We start from the raw sequence: 17,216 nt of genomic DNA on the forward strand, positions 1-17,216 counted from the left end.
AAACGCTCCGGCGTTGAAGGATGCCTAGACTTCCTTCCGCCGGAGCGTTTTTATTATGGCGGGCTGCTAACGGACTCAGGTGCAGCGACGAGCTTTATTCCAAAATGGCCGTCGAATATGCTGGTATTACTAGCATGTTCCCGCTAAGCTCGGCTCCTTCGCTTGTTTCAGCCAGCAGCTTAGCGAAGCTCTTGCCGTCCGCTTGATTCGAATTCAATGTGAAGGTAAGTTTGCCGCCGGTCAGGTTGTGGACAACGAGTACGGCCTGGTCCTTCGTGGCGCGCACAAAGGCCGTAATGCCCGGCTGGTCCGTTTCATATTCCAGAATGGCTCCGTCTTTAAGCGCGGGAAACTCATTCCGGATCTGAATCAGCTTGCGGTAATGCGATAGCAGCGAAGCAGGGTCAATGATTTGCTCCTTCACGCTAAGTGCTTTCTTGCCGGCATTGTTCACCGCGGTTTCCCAGGTCGTCTGCCCGTCGCTGTCGTCTTGTGTCCAACGCATCGGCTCGCGGATCAGCTCATCTGGCTTTGCGCCATACATGCCGATTTCCTCGCCGTAATAAATAAACGGGTTGCCGGGAAGTGTCAGCAATAGGCTTGCCGCCATCTTCGCATGGGGTAAATCGCCTTCCAGCTGGGTCATGACCCGGTTCTGATCATGGTTGGTCAGGAACGTAGCATCGACGAAATTTCCGCCGGATTTCTCGCCGTAGAGCTTATACGATCGCTCCAGCGTGAAGGGGATATTCGCATCCTTCTCATTCTTGACGCTGCTGAGGATCGTTTCGGCCAAGCTAAAGTTAAACCCGGAATCCAGCGCCCCATCCAGGTAGGAGGCGATCAACGCTGCCGAAGGATCCCATACCTCACCCACGAGGTAGGCGTCTGGCTTGACTTCTTTCAGCCCGCTGCGGAATTCCTGCCACCAGGCGACGTTCTTATCCGTGGTTGCTTGACTTTTATCCGTCTGCAGATCCTCGTAGATATGTTTTGCCGCATCCAGACGGAATCCGTCTACCCCTTGCTCCAGCCAAAATTGACCGGTCTCGGTCATTTCTTTCCGTACTTCCGGGTTATCAAAATTGAGATCGGGCATCCCTTCCCAGAATATCCCTAGATAGTGGTCACCCCGTACGCTATGCCAAGGGTTGCCGCTTCCTGCGGCGCTGGAGCCGGACGTGGCCCGCCCGCTATCCTCGGCCCAAACGTACCAATCCCGATAGCTACTGGACTTTTCAGCGGCCGCTTCCTTGAACCAAGGGTGCTCCTTGCTGGTATGGTTGACGACCAGGTCCATGATGACCTTGATCCCGCGTTTATGCGCCTCATTCAGAAATTCGCGAAAGTCGTCCAATGTACCATAGTCCGGGTTGATCTCCCGATAGTCGGTCACATCATAACCGTGGTAACTTGGCGAAGGATTAATCGGCATCAGCCAAATCCCGCCAATGCCCAGATCGGAGTCGGTATCCGGGTTTCCGTCGTTCAAGTAGTCGAGTTTGTGAGTCAAGCCTTTGAAGTCTCCGATGCCGTCGCCGTTCGAATCGGCAAAGGAACGGACGAAGACTTCATAGAACACCGTTGACGGCTGGGGATCTACGGCATCGGCCGTAACGGCTTTTGCGCTCCCACCCGAATTATGACTAGAATCAGCCTTTGTTCCTGCGTTGTTGTCCTTTGGTTTTGCGGCAGTGCCGTTCCCATCTGGCGTTCCGGTGCAGCCCGCCAGCAACAGCAGGATGAGGACAGCGCTTCCAATCCGCCGCAGCTTCGTACGCCTGAGAAGGCCTGTGGTTTGCATGGATCATCTTCCTTTCTCAATCTTTCCTTTATTTCACTATCATACCTGACCTAATGAGATAATTAAAACGTTTGCACAAATGAAATCAGGGAAAATTAGACGTTATTTCAGCAATACTCCAGATTATCTCTGGATTTCTTATTAATACTTCCTATTTCGGCCTAATCATGCTGATTTATGGGGTAAAACTTAAGCTAATCCAACTAATTTAACATAAACTAAGCTATAAACGTTAAATATTTACCGAATATTGAAGTGCAAACGTTAGAACTCGGCCGTTAAGAACGAACTCTCTGTATGGTATGGCCGCGGGTTTACGGCCTTATACGAGAAGCTGGAATTTCTTCAAGTACATGACAAGCCCTGTAAAAATTAATCCTATCAAAATACTCGTATATGTGATATTATACGATTTGTAAATCGCATCTGGGCGTTAACCTACCTTGGTGCGAGGACGAATGGATGTATTATTTTTCAGGGGGAGATCTGGGTATGGATACCTTGCGTATCATCATTAATGTAGCTGTCATGCTGGTGCTGATCGGCGTTCTGATTTGGATGCAGAAGAAGCACGTTTCTTTTACAAAACGGGTATTTACCGGGCTGGGCCTTGGGCTGGTGTTCGGCGTTATTTTGCAGTTGTCCTATGGGGCAGGCTCGGAGGTTATTGCGAAGTCAACCGACTGGTTTAATCTGGCCGGCCGTGGTTATGTAGGGCTGCTGCAGATGGTCGTGATTCCGCTGATCATGGTATCGATCATCTCAGCGATCATGAACCTGAAAGGCAAGCAGAATCTGGGCAAAATGAGCGGACTGATCATTGCGGTGCTGTTGATTACGACGGCAATCGCAGCGAGCGTCAGTATCGTGACCAGCTTGAGCTTCGATCTTAAGGCGATCGAAATCCAGGCGGGCGAACGGGAACAGGCGCGCGGGACGGCGCTTGAAGAACGGCTTGGCACGGTGGAAGACAAGACGATTCCGCAGCAAGTGCTGGACTTCATTCCGACCAATCCGTTTGCGGATATGACGGGCGCGCGTAGCACATCGACCTTGGCTGTCGTGATTTTCTCAGCGTTTATCGGGGTAGCGGTGCTTGGGTTGGATAAGAAGAAGCCGGAGCAGGCAGATACGTTCCGCAAAGTGGTTGAAGCGGTCTATGCCGTCGTGATGCGGATCGTTACGCTGGTACTGCGTTTGACACCTTACGGCATTTTGGCGTTGATTACGAACGTCGCGGCCACAACCAATGCGGAAGAGATTTTGAAGCTGATCAAGTTCGTTGGTGCTTCCTATGTGGCCTTGATCGTGATGTTTATCATTCACCTGATCCTGTTGGCTGCATTTGGGTACAATCCGATTCAATACGTGCGTAAGGTGCTCCCGACGCTGGTGTTTGCATTCACCTCGCGTTCGAGTGCCGCAACGATTCCGCTGAATGTGGAAACACAGACGAAACGTTTAGGCGTACCGGAAGGGATCGCCAACTTGTCGGCTTCGTTTGGTGCAACGATTGGGCAAAACGGTTGCGCCGGGATTTATCCGGCGATGCTGGCCGTTATGATCGCCCCAACCGTAGGAATCAACCCGATGAGCTGGGACTTCATCTTGACGTTGATCCTGGTTGTTGTAATAAGTTCGTTTGGGGTCGCCGGCGTCGGCGGCGGAGCGACGTTTGCTTCGCTGATCGTTCTGTCGACGATGAATCTACCGGTCGCGTTGGCGGGTCTCTTGATCTCCGTTGAACCGTTGATCGACATGGGCCGGACCGCCCTGAACGTCAACGACTCGATCACGGCCGGCGTAATCACCGGCAAGATCCTCGGCGAGAACGACACCGAGACGTTCAAACGCGACGTGGATTTGGACGTCGTAACTGCGTAACATAAAGCAATGTATAGGAATCTGAACCGCTGGGCGTAGGCCTGGCGGTTCTTTTTGTGGGCAAGTGTAATGATTCCCGTGCCTTAAACGTATTAACATGCGGATGGCTTGGAGGCGGCATCCTGCCGCGCGGAGGAAGTGGCCCCAAGAAATCCGTCCCTTGGAGAAAGGAGGGGAAGGAACATGCTGCAGCAGCGCGCGCTGTTTCCATCCGTTAAGAAGCAGGACAAGCGAGATCAAGTAGAGCAGACAACAGCGGTAACGGCCGATACGGGATTCGAAGTGATTTTCGAAACCTACTATACCCGAATCTTCAAATATATTCGCTTCCGGGTGGACTGCGACTATACGGCAGAGGATTTAACCAGTCAGGTCTTCGAGAAGGGTTGGACCCGTTACGGCACCTTCCGAGCAGACCGTTCCCCGATTGAGGTATGGCTGATCGCGATAGCCCGCAATACGGTAAATGATTATTACCGCAAGCAGCAGAGACGGAAGTGGTATTCCCTGGATCTGTTTAAAGAGTCGCCATCCCGAGAGCAAAGGCCGGAGGACCGGACTCTCGTCCGGGAAGCGGAGACGGAAATGAGTCGAGCCTTGCAGATGTTAAAACCCCTGGAACGACATGTGATTGCCCTCAAATTCGGTGCCGGTCTGAAGAATGTTCAAATCGCCGAATTCACAGACTTAAGCGAAAGCCATGTCGGGGTGATGTTGTTTCGCGCCACAAAGAAATTAAAGTTGGAACTTGAAAGGAAGGATAGAGATGGATAACTCAGAACAATGCCGCCGTTTTGAAGCTGATTTGGATGCCCTGCTGGAAGGGCGTGAAGTTCCCGTGAACCAGCCCGGAGAGTACGCCGAGTTGGTAGCTTTCGGAGGAGCGCTTGCCGCTGCCGAACTGGGTGCGGGAGCCCATAAAGAGGCGGTAAAAGAGCGGATCACGAACCATACTTCTGCTCGCGGCGCCGCCCGTGGCTTGACGGGCCGCAAGCTTGCCGGAGGGGTGGCCTTTGCCGCGGCGCTAGCCTTGGTGATCGGAATTGGATTTGCACCTTCGTCGTTTGCCAGCGGAATTCTGGACCGGATCATCTCCACCGTAACCTTAGGACATATTACCGTTTATCAGGTTGATTCTCCTTCGGACGAGGCATCAACCTCGTTGCCGGAAGTTTTGCAGGGTAAGGTGTTCACGAAGGACGGCAAACCCGTTCATGAGGTGAACTCCCATACAGGGACGTTGTATACAGCGGATGGCGAGGAGATTGCCGGATTCACCAACAATGAGATCATAACCAAGGCTCAAGCAGATGCAGAGGTGAAGGAAGGGATCCTTACATTGACCGATCCGGAAGCCTTAAGCCAACACACCGCATTCCAGGTGAAAATGCCGGAGTTCTTGCCGAAAGGTTACGCCTTCAACCGGGCCGAACAGTATCTCGATGAGCAGGGGACCGCGAGTCCGAAATACATCAGTTTGTATTTTGCCAAATCGGGTACTGGAAATGAAATTTACATTCAGCAGCGGATGGCCGATGAAGAAACCGCTTATGCCAGCTCTACGGAAGGTGCGGTGAAGCAGACCCAAATCGGTGGTGTAGATGCCGTTATCGTGAATGGGAACTCGATCGCTTGGGAAACGGATGGCGTGATGTTTGATTTGGTCGCCAAAGGATTGGAAGAGAGCGAATTGATCCGAATCGCGGAGTCTTTGAAATAAATCGCAGAGAACAAACCGGCTCGCAGTTGCGGCCGGTTTGTTTGTGCGCTGCCTCAGGCTCATCGGCTCATCACGTGCTAATGGTCACTCTAACGGACCTGAGAGACCTTATTTGCCCCAAATGGGGCCGGTTCAAATTCTAACGGACCGTAGAGCCGTTATTTGGCCGAAAATACCGCACATGCTGCTCAAAAACGCCAAATAAGGTCTGTGGGGTCCGTTACATGTTTATAGCTGGCTGTTATCCCGAAATAACGGCGTTGGAGTCCGTTAGAGTAGCTCAAGCGCTCCGGTGCGCTATTTCAGGGCATAAAGTGTGTTACCGCAGCGAGAACGATCAGTTGATCACAACGTTCTTCTCCTCAAACTTGATCTCCGACGGCTTCTGGGGGGGAGCGGGGGGAGAGGCGATGCCGTTAATGGTGACTTTGTCGTTCCCGTTGATTGTAAGTGCGCCGTTCGCATACACACTGCCCGTTAAGGTCGAAGGGGAATTCCCGTTGTTCAGTGTTACGGAACCTGCAGCGAACAACGCAAATTGATTGATGCCATTCAAGTTTCCGTTCATCGTTCCCGTCAAATAGATGTTTTTTGCCAGCAGGGTACCGCCTGTATTGAATGTGCTTCCGTAGAAATCTCCGGTGATGTTCACCGTTGGGTCGCTGTTAAAGTTGGTGGTCCCGTTTACTTTAATGAGGTTAGCCTGCAGTTTGGAACTCGTACCCCCACTAATTATCAAGTTTCCGCTAATGTAGATGATCCCGCTGGTAACAATCGACGAGTTAGCTTCCATCGTTACCTCACCATTCACCCAAAGATCACCTTCTACCGTTAGAGTGACATTGGACATTAATTTGATCGAATTCAAGACGGTTGACTTGGTATATTTGGTATTCGCTTTGACCTCGAAATCCAGCGGTGTAACTGGAGTGGAGAAGAGGGCCGACTTGGTCGTCTTCAACTCCTTATCAATCTGATTCACGATGGAGGTTATCTCCAGACGGCTGGGTGGTGTTAAGCTCGATCCGCCCGGTAGGGTTGGGGATACGAGAACTCCGTTGATTTTGGACTGATTGTTGGCGACAGCGCCTGCCGAATAGACGTTGCCATTAATCGTCGTTCCGTTCAACGCCATTGCTCCAAAGCTAACCACGGCATACCCGCCGGTTCCGGTTCCCGGGGAAGGATCGCCGGGAGTGAAGGAGAGCGTAATCTCCACCTTCCGCCGGAAGGTTTGGGTTATTTTGTCCGACACTCCGTCGGCTTTGACAATCGCGACATATCGTTGGTTCGCCTTATCCAAGGTTACCGTACCTGACTCTACATAAGGAGTGGCGGCAGCTTTGACATCGTCCAACGTAACCTTATCTTTATTCTTCAGCGCCATGATGGCGGTTCTAAGTTCAGAAAGCTTGATCAGCAACTTCGTTTCGCCGTCAGCTTGGGCGGAGACGATATCTTCGGAGATGTTCACCATGCCTTGGGAGTTCGTCACCGACTGCATAACTAGCGTGCCGATCACGAGCAGCAGGGCAACCAGAAGCAATACAGAAATCAAGGCATAACCTTGCTCTTGTCGGAAAGCCGCTTGCCTACGTCCATTCATCCCTACGCACCTCACGATACAAGTTTTATCGAAACGAATAGATAGATCGGTTCCACCTTAGGCTCATTCTTTAGTGCAACCCGCAGGTTCAGAAGTAAATCGTTGCTTCCCTTGGAGAACGTGGTGCCGGTTAAATCCAATGTTTCATCGCTGAAGCGAACCCCATCCAGGAGAAGTTGCCCGCCATTCAGTTGGATACGGATTGTCTGGGTTGCCTCCGATAACGCGTCGGTAACCACATCGGCCTGAAATTGGGTAAAGCTGCCTCCGGATCCAGATCCGGAGCTTGAGACCGCCACGGCATTTTTCAGTTTGGCCTGGAGCGTGGAACTCAACGTAATCGCCTTATTCCGCAGCTGTGTTTCATGGTTGACTCGTCCAAAGGCGAACAACGACGTGGTCAATACGGTTGACACCAAAATGACCAAGAGACCGGATAAAGCCAATGCCGCTAGCAGCTCCACCAAGGTGATCCCGTCTTCTCGATGCATCATCCTGAAGCGTCTCCTCATGGTGTGATTCCTCCCGTAGAAGCGGCAGCGTAGTTCTTCTTGACGGCACCGGTAATTGAAACTTTATGTCTATACTTGCCGGCTCCTTGGGACGGATCGGGCTGCCAATAGGCCGTTACGGTGATGTACAGAATGTCGGGATTGGAAGCGTATTTCGAATTGCGGTCACTGATCTCGGTCGTCAGGAGGTAGATGTCCTTCGTCGCATTAGGCAGCGCACCCGGGGGGCGGTTGGCCCAGGTTTGCAGCACCGTAAACTCCATGTCCTGAATCTCGTGGAGACGGGCGTTGGCCAAATGGGTCGCAGACAGGCGTTGGTTCGTAAGCTTGCTCTGCGTAGTGCTGTTCGTGAAATAGGATAGAAAATATAAGCTGACGATAGAGAGAATCACTAGCGCAAGGGCTACTTCTAGCAACGTCAGACCGTCTTCCCGCGCGATGGTATGCCGAAGGGGAGATTTTTTTGGGTTTAAGGCGAATTTCATGACAATCCACTCGCTTTCAAACGATATAAAAAAATGTTGAGTCTTGTTAGTCGATGGAGAGTCCTGTCGAGCTATGTATTCTAGGTATATTTTACTATAAAAATGATAGCATCGTTTTTGTGAAAGGTATATAATCGTTATGAAATTAAGAATACATAAATTTTCCTCGTGTAATCTATCAAATGACCCGAACGTAGTAGAATAGGCCTTTGGAACTAACCTCGGAACAGCTTGTTTTTCAGCACATGCACGCACAGACTCTCATAAAAATACCAACAGTGATGAGGTGAACCATGTACACGATCAAAAAAAGGTTGGGTGAACTTCTACTGGAATCCGGAATCATTACGGAACAGCAGTTGCAAATCGCTTTGGAGGAACAGCAGCGTACCAAGAAGAAACTTGGCGACGTGTTGTTGGCGCAAGGCGTCTTGACGGAACACCAGCTCATCGAGGTATTGGAGTTTCAGCTTGGCATCCCGCATGTTACGTTGTCTAGGTTTCAAATCGACGCCAAATTAAGCCAGGTCATTCCGGAGCAGATGGCCAGACGTTATCAAGTTCTGCCAATCCGCGCAGACGGACGTAAACTGATGGTCGCCATGGCTGACCCTTTGGATTTGTTTGTGATCGACGATCTTCGAATGAGCACGGGGTTCACGATCGAACCTGCGATTATTTCACGAGGGGAGCTGCAGCGGGGAATTGCTCGTCTCTATGGTCTGCAGGATTCCATGAACGAGATGATCAAGGATCTCGGAACCGGCATCGCGCAAATTGACGTAGAAGATTCAGTGATTTTAGGCGAGGATTCGCCCGTGGTCCGGCTGGTGCAGCAAATGATTGAGCAAGCAGTGCGCCTTGGCGCCAGCGACATCCACGTTGACCCGATGGATACGCAGCTGGCCATCCGCTACCGGATTGACGGACAGCTTCGCAACGAGCGGACCGTTCCAAAGTCGATGCAAGGCGTGATTATCGCCAGACTCAAGATATTGGGTAACTTAAATATCGCCGAACGGCGGCTGCCGCAGGACGGGCGGATCAAGATGCTGGTGGACGGCAAACCCATCGATATTCGTTTGTCCTCCCTACCGACCGTCCATGGGGAAAAAATCGTCATGCGGCTGCTCGATCTTGCCGAAGGCGTAAAGGGATTGGACAAGCTGGGCATGACGGAGCCTACGTTAAACCTGTTCCAGCGTATGATCGAAAAGCAACACGGCATGGTCCTGTTGACCGGACCGACGGGGAGCGGGAAGACAACAACCTTGTATTCGGCTCTGCAGCACTTGAACCGGGAGGAAACGAATATCATTACGGTCGAGGATCCGGTGGAATATATGCTGGACGGCGTGAACCAAATGCAGGTCCATCCGGCGGCAGGGTTGACGTTTGCGAGAGGACTTCGATCTATCCTGCGACAAGATCCTAACATCATCATGGTAGGGGAAATCCGTGACCTGGAAACGGCGGAAATTGCAATTCGCGCATCGTTAACCGGCCATCTCGTATTCTCTACCTTACATACCAACGATGCGGTGAGTACGGTCGTCCGGTTGCGCGACATGGGGATCGAACCGTATCTGATTGCCTCTTCATTGATTGGGATCGTGGCCCAGCGGCTAGTGCGCTGCATCTGCCCGGACTGCAAAACCGCCTATACGCCAGAACGGCAAGAAATGATCTACCTGGAGCGGCTCGGTATCGGAGCGGACAAGCTATACCGCGGCACCGGCTGCGGCACCTGCGGCAAAACCGGCTACCGCGGCCGGATGGCGGTGCATGAAGCGCTGCTCATTAGCGATGATCTTCGTTCGGCGATCGTGGACGGCAGTTCAATCCCTGAACTTCGCCAGATGGCGAAGGAGCAAGGGATGACGACGTTGTTTGCCGACGGGATTCAGAAGGCGCTGGAGGGAAGAACCACCCTGCAGGAAATCATCCGCGAAGTGGAAGAGGAAGAACGATGAATCAAGAACCTATCGTAACGGACGAAACGTTTAACGGACTGCTAAAACAAGCGTTTAACGCCGGAGCATCCGATTTGCATGTGACGGTGAACTCTCCGCCGGTGCTGCGTGTCGATGGAACGCTTCAAGCACTGGGTGAGGAGCTGTTGTCACCGTCTTCGCTGGAACAGATCGTACAGGAGTTAATGAGCCCGGCTCAGTATAAGAAATTCACGGATCAGGGGGAGCTGGACTTCTCTTACGGCGTACCTGGGATCTCCCGGTTCCGGATCAATGTATTCCGGCAGCGGGGTTCGATCAGCATTGCGGTAAGAGTCATCTCGCCGTCCATCCCCGCTTTCGAGACGTTAAATTTGCCGTCCGTGCTATTGAAGCTGGCCCAGAAGCCGCAAGGCCTGTTCCTCGTCACCGGACCGACCGGAAGCGGGAAATCAACCACTCTGGCTTCCCTGATTGACTACATCAATCATACGCAACGCAAGCATATCGTGACGTTGGAGGATCCGATCGAATATCTGCATCGACATGATAAGTCGATCATTAATCAACGGGAAGTGGGGCTGGATACGGTATCATTTGACAGCGGCCTCCGGGCGGCGCTTCGCCAGGACCCGGATATTATTCTAGTTGGCGAGATGCGTGATCCGGAAACGATTCGGACGGCGATCACGGCGGCCGAAACCGGTCATCTCGTCTTCGCCACCTTACATACGGCCGATGCGCCGCAGACAATCGATCGGATTATCGACGCTTTTCCGCCGGCCCAACAAGGGCAGATCCGGATTCAGCTCGCATCGGTGCTGCTGGCGATCTTGTCCCAGCGGCTGCTTCCTTCCCGCAGTGGGAAAGGGCGCATTTGCACGACGGAGTTGCTGCTGAACCCGCCGGCGGTCGGCAATCTGATCCGTACGGAGAAGGTGCACCAGATCAAAAGCGTGATGCAAACGAATTTCCAGCTTGGAATGCACACGCTGGAGATGAGCTTGCGCGAGCTGCTCAGGCTGGGTGCAGTGGATGAAGCCTCAGCCCGGCCGTACTTGACGGAAAGCACGCTCTAATTTACGGGTGGCGCTAAGACAGATGTGAGAAGCGGAAGGACAGATGCCAGATGCCCCAGTACGTATATCAGGGCAAGGATGGGGTGGGGAAACAACGCAAAGGAGCCTTGCAAGCTCCGGATCGACCCACTGCGCTTGCCGAGCTGAAGAGACAGCAAATCGTTGTAACAGGTCTGCGCGAAAAGCGGGAGACCGTTTGGAATAAAGAGTTTTACCTGGGCAGCCCGGTCAAGAATGAACAGTTCGTGGTGTTTTGCCGGCAATTCGCCACGATGATCAAAGCGGGGATATCGATCGTAGAGGCGACCGCCATCCTGGCGGAGCAGTCCGAAAGCAAACCGCTGAAGAAGACGTTGGCTGAAGTGGCAGCCGAGCTTCGTAAAGGCAATACGTTCTCCGGGGTGATCTCGGCGTACCCGCGGATCTTTCCGACGATCTTCGTGCACATGATCCGTGCAGGTGAAGAGGCGGGCAGCATGGAGGAGACGTTGGAGCGGCTGGCCGTGTATTTTGAAAAAGCGCATGTCACGCGGGAAAAAGTGAAGTCAGCGATGACCTATCCGATGATCGTCAGCGTGATGGCGGTGTTTGTCATTATCTTTTTGCTGAAATTTATGATTCCGCGCTTTCAAGCGATGTTCGCTCAACTGGGCGGGGACTTGCCGGCAATTACGAAGTTCACGCTTGGGCTCAGTCGCAGCCTGGAACAACATTGGATGGTTTGGCTGTTGATCGCCTTGGCGGCGGTAGCTGCGGTCTATCTACTCCTAAAGTGGGAGCGCGGAGCGTATGCCTGGGATTATCTCAAGCTCAAGGCTCCTGTGTTTGGGATACTGAATCGGAAAAGCGCAATCGCGCAACTGACGCGGACCTTGTCCTCGCTGTTCGCCAGTGCGGTGCCGGTGCTCCAAGCCCTGGCCATCGTGGAGAAGGCGGTTGGCAATCGAGTCATCGGAGATACGCTCCGGGAATGCCAGACCTCGCTGCGCCAAGGTCGGCCGTTGTCTGAGCCGCTGCGCCAGTCGTGGGTATTTCCACCGTTGGTGACTCAGATGATCCGGGTTGGCGAAGAGACGGGCTCGATCGATACGATGTTGGGCAAAGTAGCTGATTTCTACGAACGCGACGTGGAGAATACCGTGGACAAGCTGAAGCAGTTGATTGAGCCGGTGATGATCCTTTTGCTGGCTGGCGTGGTTGGATTTATTATCGCCTCGGTGATGATCCCGATGCTTAGCTTATATCGAAATATTAGTTAATCTTGGCTCAAAAGTTACGAATTATTTAAGGAGGTTAATTAATCATGATAGCACTTATCCAACGTTTTCAACGTTTACGTAAGGAAGAGAAGGGGATCACGCTCGTTGAATTGCTAGCCGTGATCGTGATTATTGGCGTCATTGCCGCTATCGCCGTGCCATTAATTACGGGGCTGCTGGACGACACGAAGGCAAATGCCAGATCGGCGACGGCGAACCAGCTGTACGAGGCGGCGAGATTGCGATCAATTGCGAAGAATAATGGGGAGATCACGGGCACGCATAAGTTGTCTGAGTTAGTTGCAGACAAGTATATCCAAAGCGGTCTAACGGATCCGAAATCGGGGAACACCTTGGCCGATACGACAACGGTTAACTTGGGAGCGACAGGTACTGCAACGGTTGTAACGCTCGTCGTTACAGGTGGTGATACCATTACCTTCAATGCAACCGATTTGAAGAATAGTAAACCGGGTACAAAGGTGCCTTAATGGAAGCCAACGTACTCCTGACGGCGCTGAATTTGATCGCCGGGCTGGCCTTGGGGCCGGCCCTGGCGCGCTACGGGCGCCGGCTGCTCGCGCGGCGCGGGCTGCTCCGCGCCGTCGGCGGCGAAGCCGCAGGCCCGGCGGCGCGCGAAGCGGCCGCCACGGGCGAGCCTGCGGGCGGCGCGGCTGACGCCAGCGCCGCTGCCGCCCCCGCCTCCGGCCGGCTGCGCCGGGCCGGAGACCTCGCCGCCGCCCTCGCGACGGCGGCGCTGTTCGCGCTGATGCACCTGAAGTTCGGTGCATCGGGCGAATGGGCGGTCGGCCTGCTGCTGACCGCCCTGGCCGTGGTGTGCGCGGTCACCGACCTGACCGCGCACATCATCCCCAACGGCGCCGTGCTCGGCTTCGGCGCCGTGCTGCTCGTAGCCGCCCCGCTGGCGGGCGGCGTCCCGCTGGGGAGCCAAGCGCTGGGCGCGCTTGGCGGCGGCGGTCTGCTGCTGCTGATCGCCCTCCTTACCTCCGGGAAGGGGATGGGGATGGGCGACGTGAAGCTGCTGACCGTCTTCGGCTGGGTCGTCGGCTTTCCCGGCGTGCTCCTGGCCTTGTTTCTGGCCAGCGCGGCCGGCGCGGCCGCCGGACTGCTGCAACTGGCGCGAGGCCGCAGAACCCGCGGCCAGACGCTGGCGTTTGGTCCCTTTTTGGCGATCGGCACCTTGGTGGTTTACATGTATGGAAAGGAGATCATCCATTGGTATCTGCAAAACGTCATTCCCCTTTACTAAGCCGACGGCCGGCCCATATCGGAATTACCATCGACGAGGATGGCATCCGTTACGTCAAATACAACCCCAAACGGGGTACCGTGGAACGGGCCGGCTTGCTGCCGGTAGATGCCGAACTGAACGAGGACGGAGTTCCCGATGTGACCGGGGTAATCGATATGGTGAAGCGCTGGGCGAACCGCCGGGGACTTACCGGGAAGAAAGTCCGCTTGGCCGCTCCCACCTCTCAGTCGTTTATTCGTTTGCTCCGCGTTCCCAAGGTAAGCAGAAGACAGCAGCGCCGCGTAACCGAACTGGAGATCGAAGGCAGCATCCGCTTGCCGTTCGAGGATCCGGTGATCGACTACCATTGGATGGAGGATCGGAATCAGGAGGAGGTTTTGCTGACCTTCGTCGCGGCTGTTCCCCACCCGGTCATTCAGGAGCTGGTAACATCGCTGGAGCTTGCCGGATTACGTCTGGAAGCGGTCGATTTGGCCGCGATCGCACTATCGCGGATTCTCCGGCAGCAGCGTTTGCTTGGGGAATCCAGTAATGTAATGGCGATCAATTTCAAAGCGAAAGAAGCTGAAGTCTATACATATCACCACGGGTTGCCTGATTTCGTACGCACCTTTCCGCTGGAACCGATGTCCGGAGACAAGCTGAACACGTGGAGGTATGGCGAGATCGTATCCTCGGTGACCCGGATCATGAATTTCTACGAATATACGCTGCATGAAGGACATGAACGGGTGCAAAGCATCGTGATCGCCGGCGCGGCGCCGGACAAGCCGGAGATCGCCCGGCAGCTGTCGGGGGCTTTTGATCAGGTGAGCGTGTCCGAAGTGGATGTATCTCCGTATTTTGCGGGACATGAAATGGCGGACCAAGGCAGTTATGCGATTGCCCTCGGCTTGGCGATGAAGGGAGCGGAAAGCCGATGATCGACATCAATTTACTCCCTCCCAAACCCCGTAAGGCATCGGCCGGAGTCGTTCTGCCCATCCTGTTGCTGCTCGCCGGGCTTGCCCTCAGCGCCTTCCTCGGTTACGAGTATTGGGGGATGCAGGAAAATACTGCCGCCATGAAAACCTCGATCGCTGAAACGGAGCAGCAGCAGGCCGAGCTGCAAAGCGAGCTGCAGAGCTTGGGCTCCTCCGGAATCAGCGCCGCGGGTGCCGAGTTGATTGAGAAGCAGCGCGAACAGAGGCCTGATGTGAAGACGCTGATCGGCAGCTTGGAAGCTCCGCTGCCTACTGGCAGTACGCTCGAGACGGTTCAGTATGGCGAGACCGGACTGATCTGGACCTGCCTGTTCACCAGCTTGAGCCAGGCCAGCGCTTATTCAACCGCGCTCCGTGAACAGCCGGACCTTAGCGGAGAGCTGATTCAATCCGTGAAGGAGCTGCCGGGGCAAGGATATATCGGAACGTTTGAACTACGGCTGGGAACGGGAGCGGGAGCGGCGGAACAGGCAGGTGGCGGCGAATGAAGACGGAACAAAGCTTCGGATCTGCCGGAGCCCGCTGGATGCTGGTTGCAGCCCTCGTAATGCTGGCGGCGGGATCATTTTATTTCTTCGGTTACCGACCGGAAGTGGAACAATCCGTGAGCCTTGAGTCCGACCATGAGGAGAAACGGTTATTTCTGCAAAAGACTCAGGCGATTGTGGAGGCCCGGCGAGCGGATCTGGCGGCGGAGAACGCTTCGGCCGACGCTGCCAAACGGGAGGCAGCCGTACCTGGCGAACCCGACCGGGAAGGGATTTTGCTTGATCTAGAACAGGCGGCCAAGTCCTCCGGGGTGCGGATCCAGGAGGTTGTCTTCGAGGAGAACGGGATCATCGAACCGTCCGCAGATCTAGCTGAACCTACGCCGATAGACGATCCCGGACTGCTGAATGAAGCCGACTTCAACTCGGCAGGGTTCAACGAGATGTCATTTCGGCTTAAACTGAAGGGGGCGCTGGTGGAGGTCAAAAGCTTCGCCGCGGCCCTGCAAGATGCTGAACGGCTTTATGTTGTCCAGTCCTTCAATTATGGGGACGAAGAAGCAACAGGCACGAAAACGGCTGTCCTCCAGTTGTTGGCTTTATACCGTTAATTAGGCGATACCCAAGCACGTTCGGGGATCCACAAAGCATTCCAGCTATGTGCTGGGGTGCTTTTTTTGCAAAACCATATCATTCCTTGATACTTTTTGGTATGTTCACCGTATACATAATTATAATGCTGAAAGGTGGTGCAACAGGGGGATGGAAATGTGGGCAATTTGGCTCATCGTCGCCGGAATCTTATTGGTGCTTGAGATGATGACGATGACTTTTTACCTGCTATGGCTCTGCATCGGTTCGCTGGTTGCGGCAGTCGTGGCTTTGGTGGCCCCCGAAGCCTATTTCTGGCAGGTTGTTGCGGGCTGTCTGGTCGCTTTGGTCCTGACGGTATTTACGAAACCGCTCTCCAGAAAATTTCGTGCAGCAAAAGGGTTTAAGGATATCGGTACCGAACTGGTAGGGAAGCAAGGCATTGTGGTGGAACCGATTGAACCCGGGCAATACGGCATCGTGAAGGTCGGGGGAGATTCTTGGAGCGCTACGGCGACTGTCCCGATCGGCCGGGACGAGAAGGTCCGGGTGCTGGAGCGAGGCAGTACAATTATCGAAGTAGAACGATGGGAGGAAATTTCTTAATGCAATGGGCAATTATTGCGGTCATTGTCGTTGTTGTCGTCGTATTTATCTCATTGACGGTCAAAATCGTACCGCAGCAACGGGTGGGAGTCGTCGAACGGCTCGGTAAATTCAACCGCTTGCTGACGCCGGGTCTTAACGTACTGATCCCGGTCATCGATCAGGTGCGTACGTATCATGATTTGCGGATTCAACAAACCAATGTGCCTCCGCAAACCGTAATCACCAAGGATAACGTTCAGGTTCAGATCGACACGATCATCTTCTATCAAGTGGTGAATCCGGAGCAAGCGACGTACGGCATCTCCGATTTTGTCTACGGGGTTCGGAACATTACGACCGCAACGCTGCGTCAAATTATCGGTAAGATGGAGCTGGACGAAACATTGTCTGGTCGGGAGAAGATTTCGACCGATATCCGGACCGCGTTGGACGAAGCGACGGAGAAATGGGGCGTACGGATCGAGCGGGTGGAAGTACTCGATATCCGACCGCCGGTAGATATCCAAGAAGCGATGGACAAACAAATGAAGGCCGAACGGAACAAACGGGCGATCGTGCTTGAAGCTGAAGCGGCTAAGCAGGATATGATCCTGCGTGCGGAAGGTGACAAGCAAAGTAAAATCCTGAAAGCCGAGGGCGACAAGGAAGCGCGGATTCGCGAAGCCGAAGGCTTCCGTCAAGCCCAAGAACTCGAGGCGCTTGGGGAAGCGAAAGCGATCGAGTCGGTTGCTGCGGCGGAGAAAACGCGGATCGAAATGCTTCGCGACGCAACCCTGAACGAAGCGGTCTTGGCTTACCAGTCCTTCGAAGCGTTGAAGGAAGTGGCTAAGGGACCGGCGAACAAGGTGTTCATCCCGTCCAATGCGATTGAGACGCTGGGGAGCCTCGGCGCCATCAGCGAAGTCTTCAAGGCCGGCAAGGACGGCAAATAAGTGCATTAAACCTAAAGATCCTGGCAAGAGATTGTTCTT

At 53.9% G+C, this 17,216-nt stretch carries 17 protein-coding genes; 13 read left to right on the forward strand and 4 right to left on the reverse strand.

What is annotated here, in order from left to right:
• Window positions 1-94 precede the first annotated feature (94 nt).
• Window positions 95-1,804: an alpha-amylase family glycosyl hydrolase gene (locus tag M0651_RS09145; RefSeq protein WP_248551537.1), complete on the reverse strand. Its 1,710-nt coding sequence runs from the start codon at window positions 1,802-1,804 to the stop codon at window positions 95-97.
• Window positions 1,805-2,296: 492 nt separating this feature from the next.
• On the opposite strand from M0651_RS09145, the gene M0651_RS09150 reads away from it, so the two are divergent.
• From M0651_RS09150 to M0651_RS09160, 3 genes are all read left to right on the forward strand, one after another.
• Complete coding sequence (locus M0651_RS09150) at window positions 2,297-3,688, forward strand: L-cystine transporter (RefSeq protein ID WP_248551538.1); 1,392 nt, start codon at window positions 2,297-2,299, stop codon at window positions 3,686-3,688.
• Window positions 3,689-3,871: 183 nt separating this feature from the next.
• Window positions 3,872-4,462 (forward strand): sigma-70 family RNA polymerase sigma factor, encoded by a 591-nt coding sequence (locus M0651_RS09155; protein WP_248551539.1) that lies wholly within the window; start codon window positions 3,872-3,874, stop codon window positions 4,460-4,462.
• Entirely contained in the window at window positions 4,455-5,408 is a 954-nt protein-coding gene (locus M0651_RS09160; protein ID WP_248551540.1) for a DUF4367 domain-containing protein, read from the forward strand. The genes M0651_RS09155 and M0651_RS09160 overlap by 8 nt, the downstream gene beginning before the upstream one ends.
• 337 nt (window positions 5,409-5,745) lie before the next feature.
• Here M0651_RS09160 and M0651_RS09165 read toward each other — a convergent pair whose 3' ends face one another.
• From M0651_RS09165 to M0651_RS09175, 3 genes are read right to left on the reverse strand one after another with little or no spacing between them, the layout of a single operon-like run.
• Window positions 5,746-7,014: a hypothetical protein gene (locus tag M0651_RS09165; RefSeq protein ID WP_248551541.1), complete on the reverse strand. Its 1,269-nt coding sequence runs from the start codon at window positions 7,012-7,014 to the stop codon at window positions 5,746-5,748.
• 11 nt (window positions 7,015-7,025) lie between these two features.
• Entirely contained in the window at window positions 7,026-7,508 is a 483-nt protein-coding gene (locus tag M0651_RS09170; protein ID WP_248551542.1) for a prepilin-type N-terminal cleavage/methylation domain-containing protein, read from the reverse strand.
• A 14-nt stretch (window positions 7,509-7,522) separates the two neighbouring features.
• Window positions 7,523-8,011, reverse strand: a complete 489-nt coding sequence (locus M0651_RS09175; protein ID WP_248551543.1) for a type IV pilus modification PilV family protein — start codon at window positions 8,009-8,011, stop codon at window positions 7,523-7,525.
• 293 nt (window positions 8,012-8,304) lie between these two features.
• Between M0651_RS09175 and M0651_RS09180 the strand changes: the two genes are divergently transcribed.
• From M0651_RS09180 to M0651_RS09225, 10 genes are all read left to right on the forward strand, one after another.
• Complete coding sequence (locus tag M0651_RS09180; RefSeq protein ID WP_248551544.1) at window positions 8,305-9,984, forward strand: GspE/PulE family protein; 1,680 nt, start codon at window positions 8,305-8,307, stop codon at window positions 9,982-9,984.
• Window positions 9,981-11,042: a type IV pilus twitching motility protein PilT gene (locus M0651_RS09185; RefSeq protein WP_248551545.1), complete on the forward strand. Its 1,062-nt coding sequence runs from the start codon at window positions 9,981-9,983 to the stop codon at window positions 11,040-11,042. Before M0651_RS09180 ends, M0651_RS09185 begins: the two co-directional genes overlap by 4 nt.
• Before the next feature lie 50 nt (window positions 11,043-11,092).
• Window positions 11,093-12,301 (forward strand): type II secretion system F family protein, encoded by a 1,209-nt coding sequence (locus tag M0651_RS09190; RefSeq protein WP_248551546.1) that lies wholly within the window; start codon window positions 11,093-11,095, stop codon window positions 12,299-12,301.
• Window positions 12,302-12,345: 44 nt separating this feature from the next.
• Window positions 12,346-12,792 carry a prepilin-type N-terminal cleavage/methylation domain-containing protein gene (locus M0651_RS09195; RefSeq protein ID WP_248551547.1) on the forward strand — a complete coding sequence of 149 codons (447 nt, stop codon included), beginning with the start codon at window positions 12,346-12,348 and terminating at the stop codon, window positions 12,790-12,792.
• Entirely contained in the window at window positions 12,792-13,571 is a 780-nt protein-coding gene (locus M0651_RS09200; protein ID WP_248551548.1) for a prepilin peptidase, read from the forward strand. Before M0651_RS09195 ends, M0651_RS09200 begins: the two co-directional genes overlap by 1 nt.
• A complete protein-coding gene (gene pilM, locus M0651_RS09205; RefSeq protein WP_248551550.1) occupies window positions 13,538-14,497 on the forward strand; it encodes a type IV pilus biogenesis protein PilM in 960 nt (319 codons plus the stop codon). Before M0651_RS09200 ends, pilM begins: the two co-directional genes overlap by 34 nt.
• Window positions 14,494-15,045, forward strand: a complete 552-nt coding sequence (locus M0651_RS09210) for a PilN family protein (RefSeq protein WP_248551551.1) — start codon at window positions 14,494-14,496, stop codon at window positions 15,043-15,045. Before pilM ends, M0651_RS09210 begins: the two co-directional genes overlap by 4 nt.
• The gene (locus M0651_RS09215) at window positions 15,042-15,656 is read left to right on the forward strand and encodes a hypothetical protein (protein WP_248551553.1); all 615 of its coding nucleotides are present in this window, start codon (window positions 15,042-15,044) and stop codon (window positions 15,654-15,656) included. Before M0651_RS09210 ends, M0651_RS09215 begins: the two co-directional genes overlap by 4 nt.
• A gap of 151 nt (window positions 15,657-15,807) precedes the next feature.
• Window positions 15,808-16,242 carry an NfeD family protein gene (locus tag M0651_RS09220; protein ID WP_248551554.1) on the forward strand — a complete coding sequence of 145 codons (435 nt, stop codon included), beginning with the start codon at window positions 15,808-15,810 and terminating at the stop codon, window positions 16,240-16,242.
• The gene (locus M0651_RS09225) at window positions 16,242-17,177 is read left to right on the forward strand and encodes an SPFH domain-containing protein (RefSeq protein WP_248551555.1); all 936 of its coding nucleotides are present in this window, start codon (window positions 16,242-16,244) and stop codon (window positions 17,175-17,177) included. Before M0651_RS09220 ends, M0651_RS09225 begins: the two co-directional genes overlap by 1 nt.
• Window positions 17,178-17,216: the final 39 nt, after the last annotated feature.

Source organism: Paenibacillus mellifer, from assembly GCF_023195895.1.
GTDB classification, from domain to species: Bacteria; Bacillota; Bacilli; order Paenibacillales; family Paenibacillaceae; genus Fontibacillus; species Fontibacillus mellifer.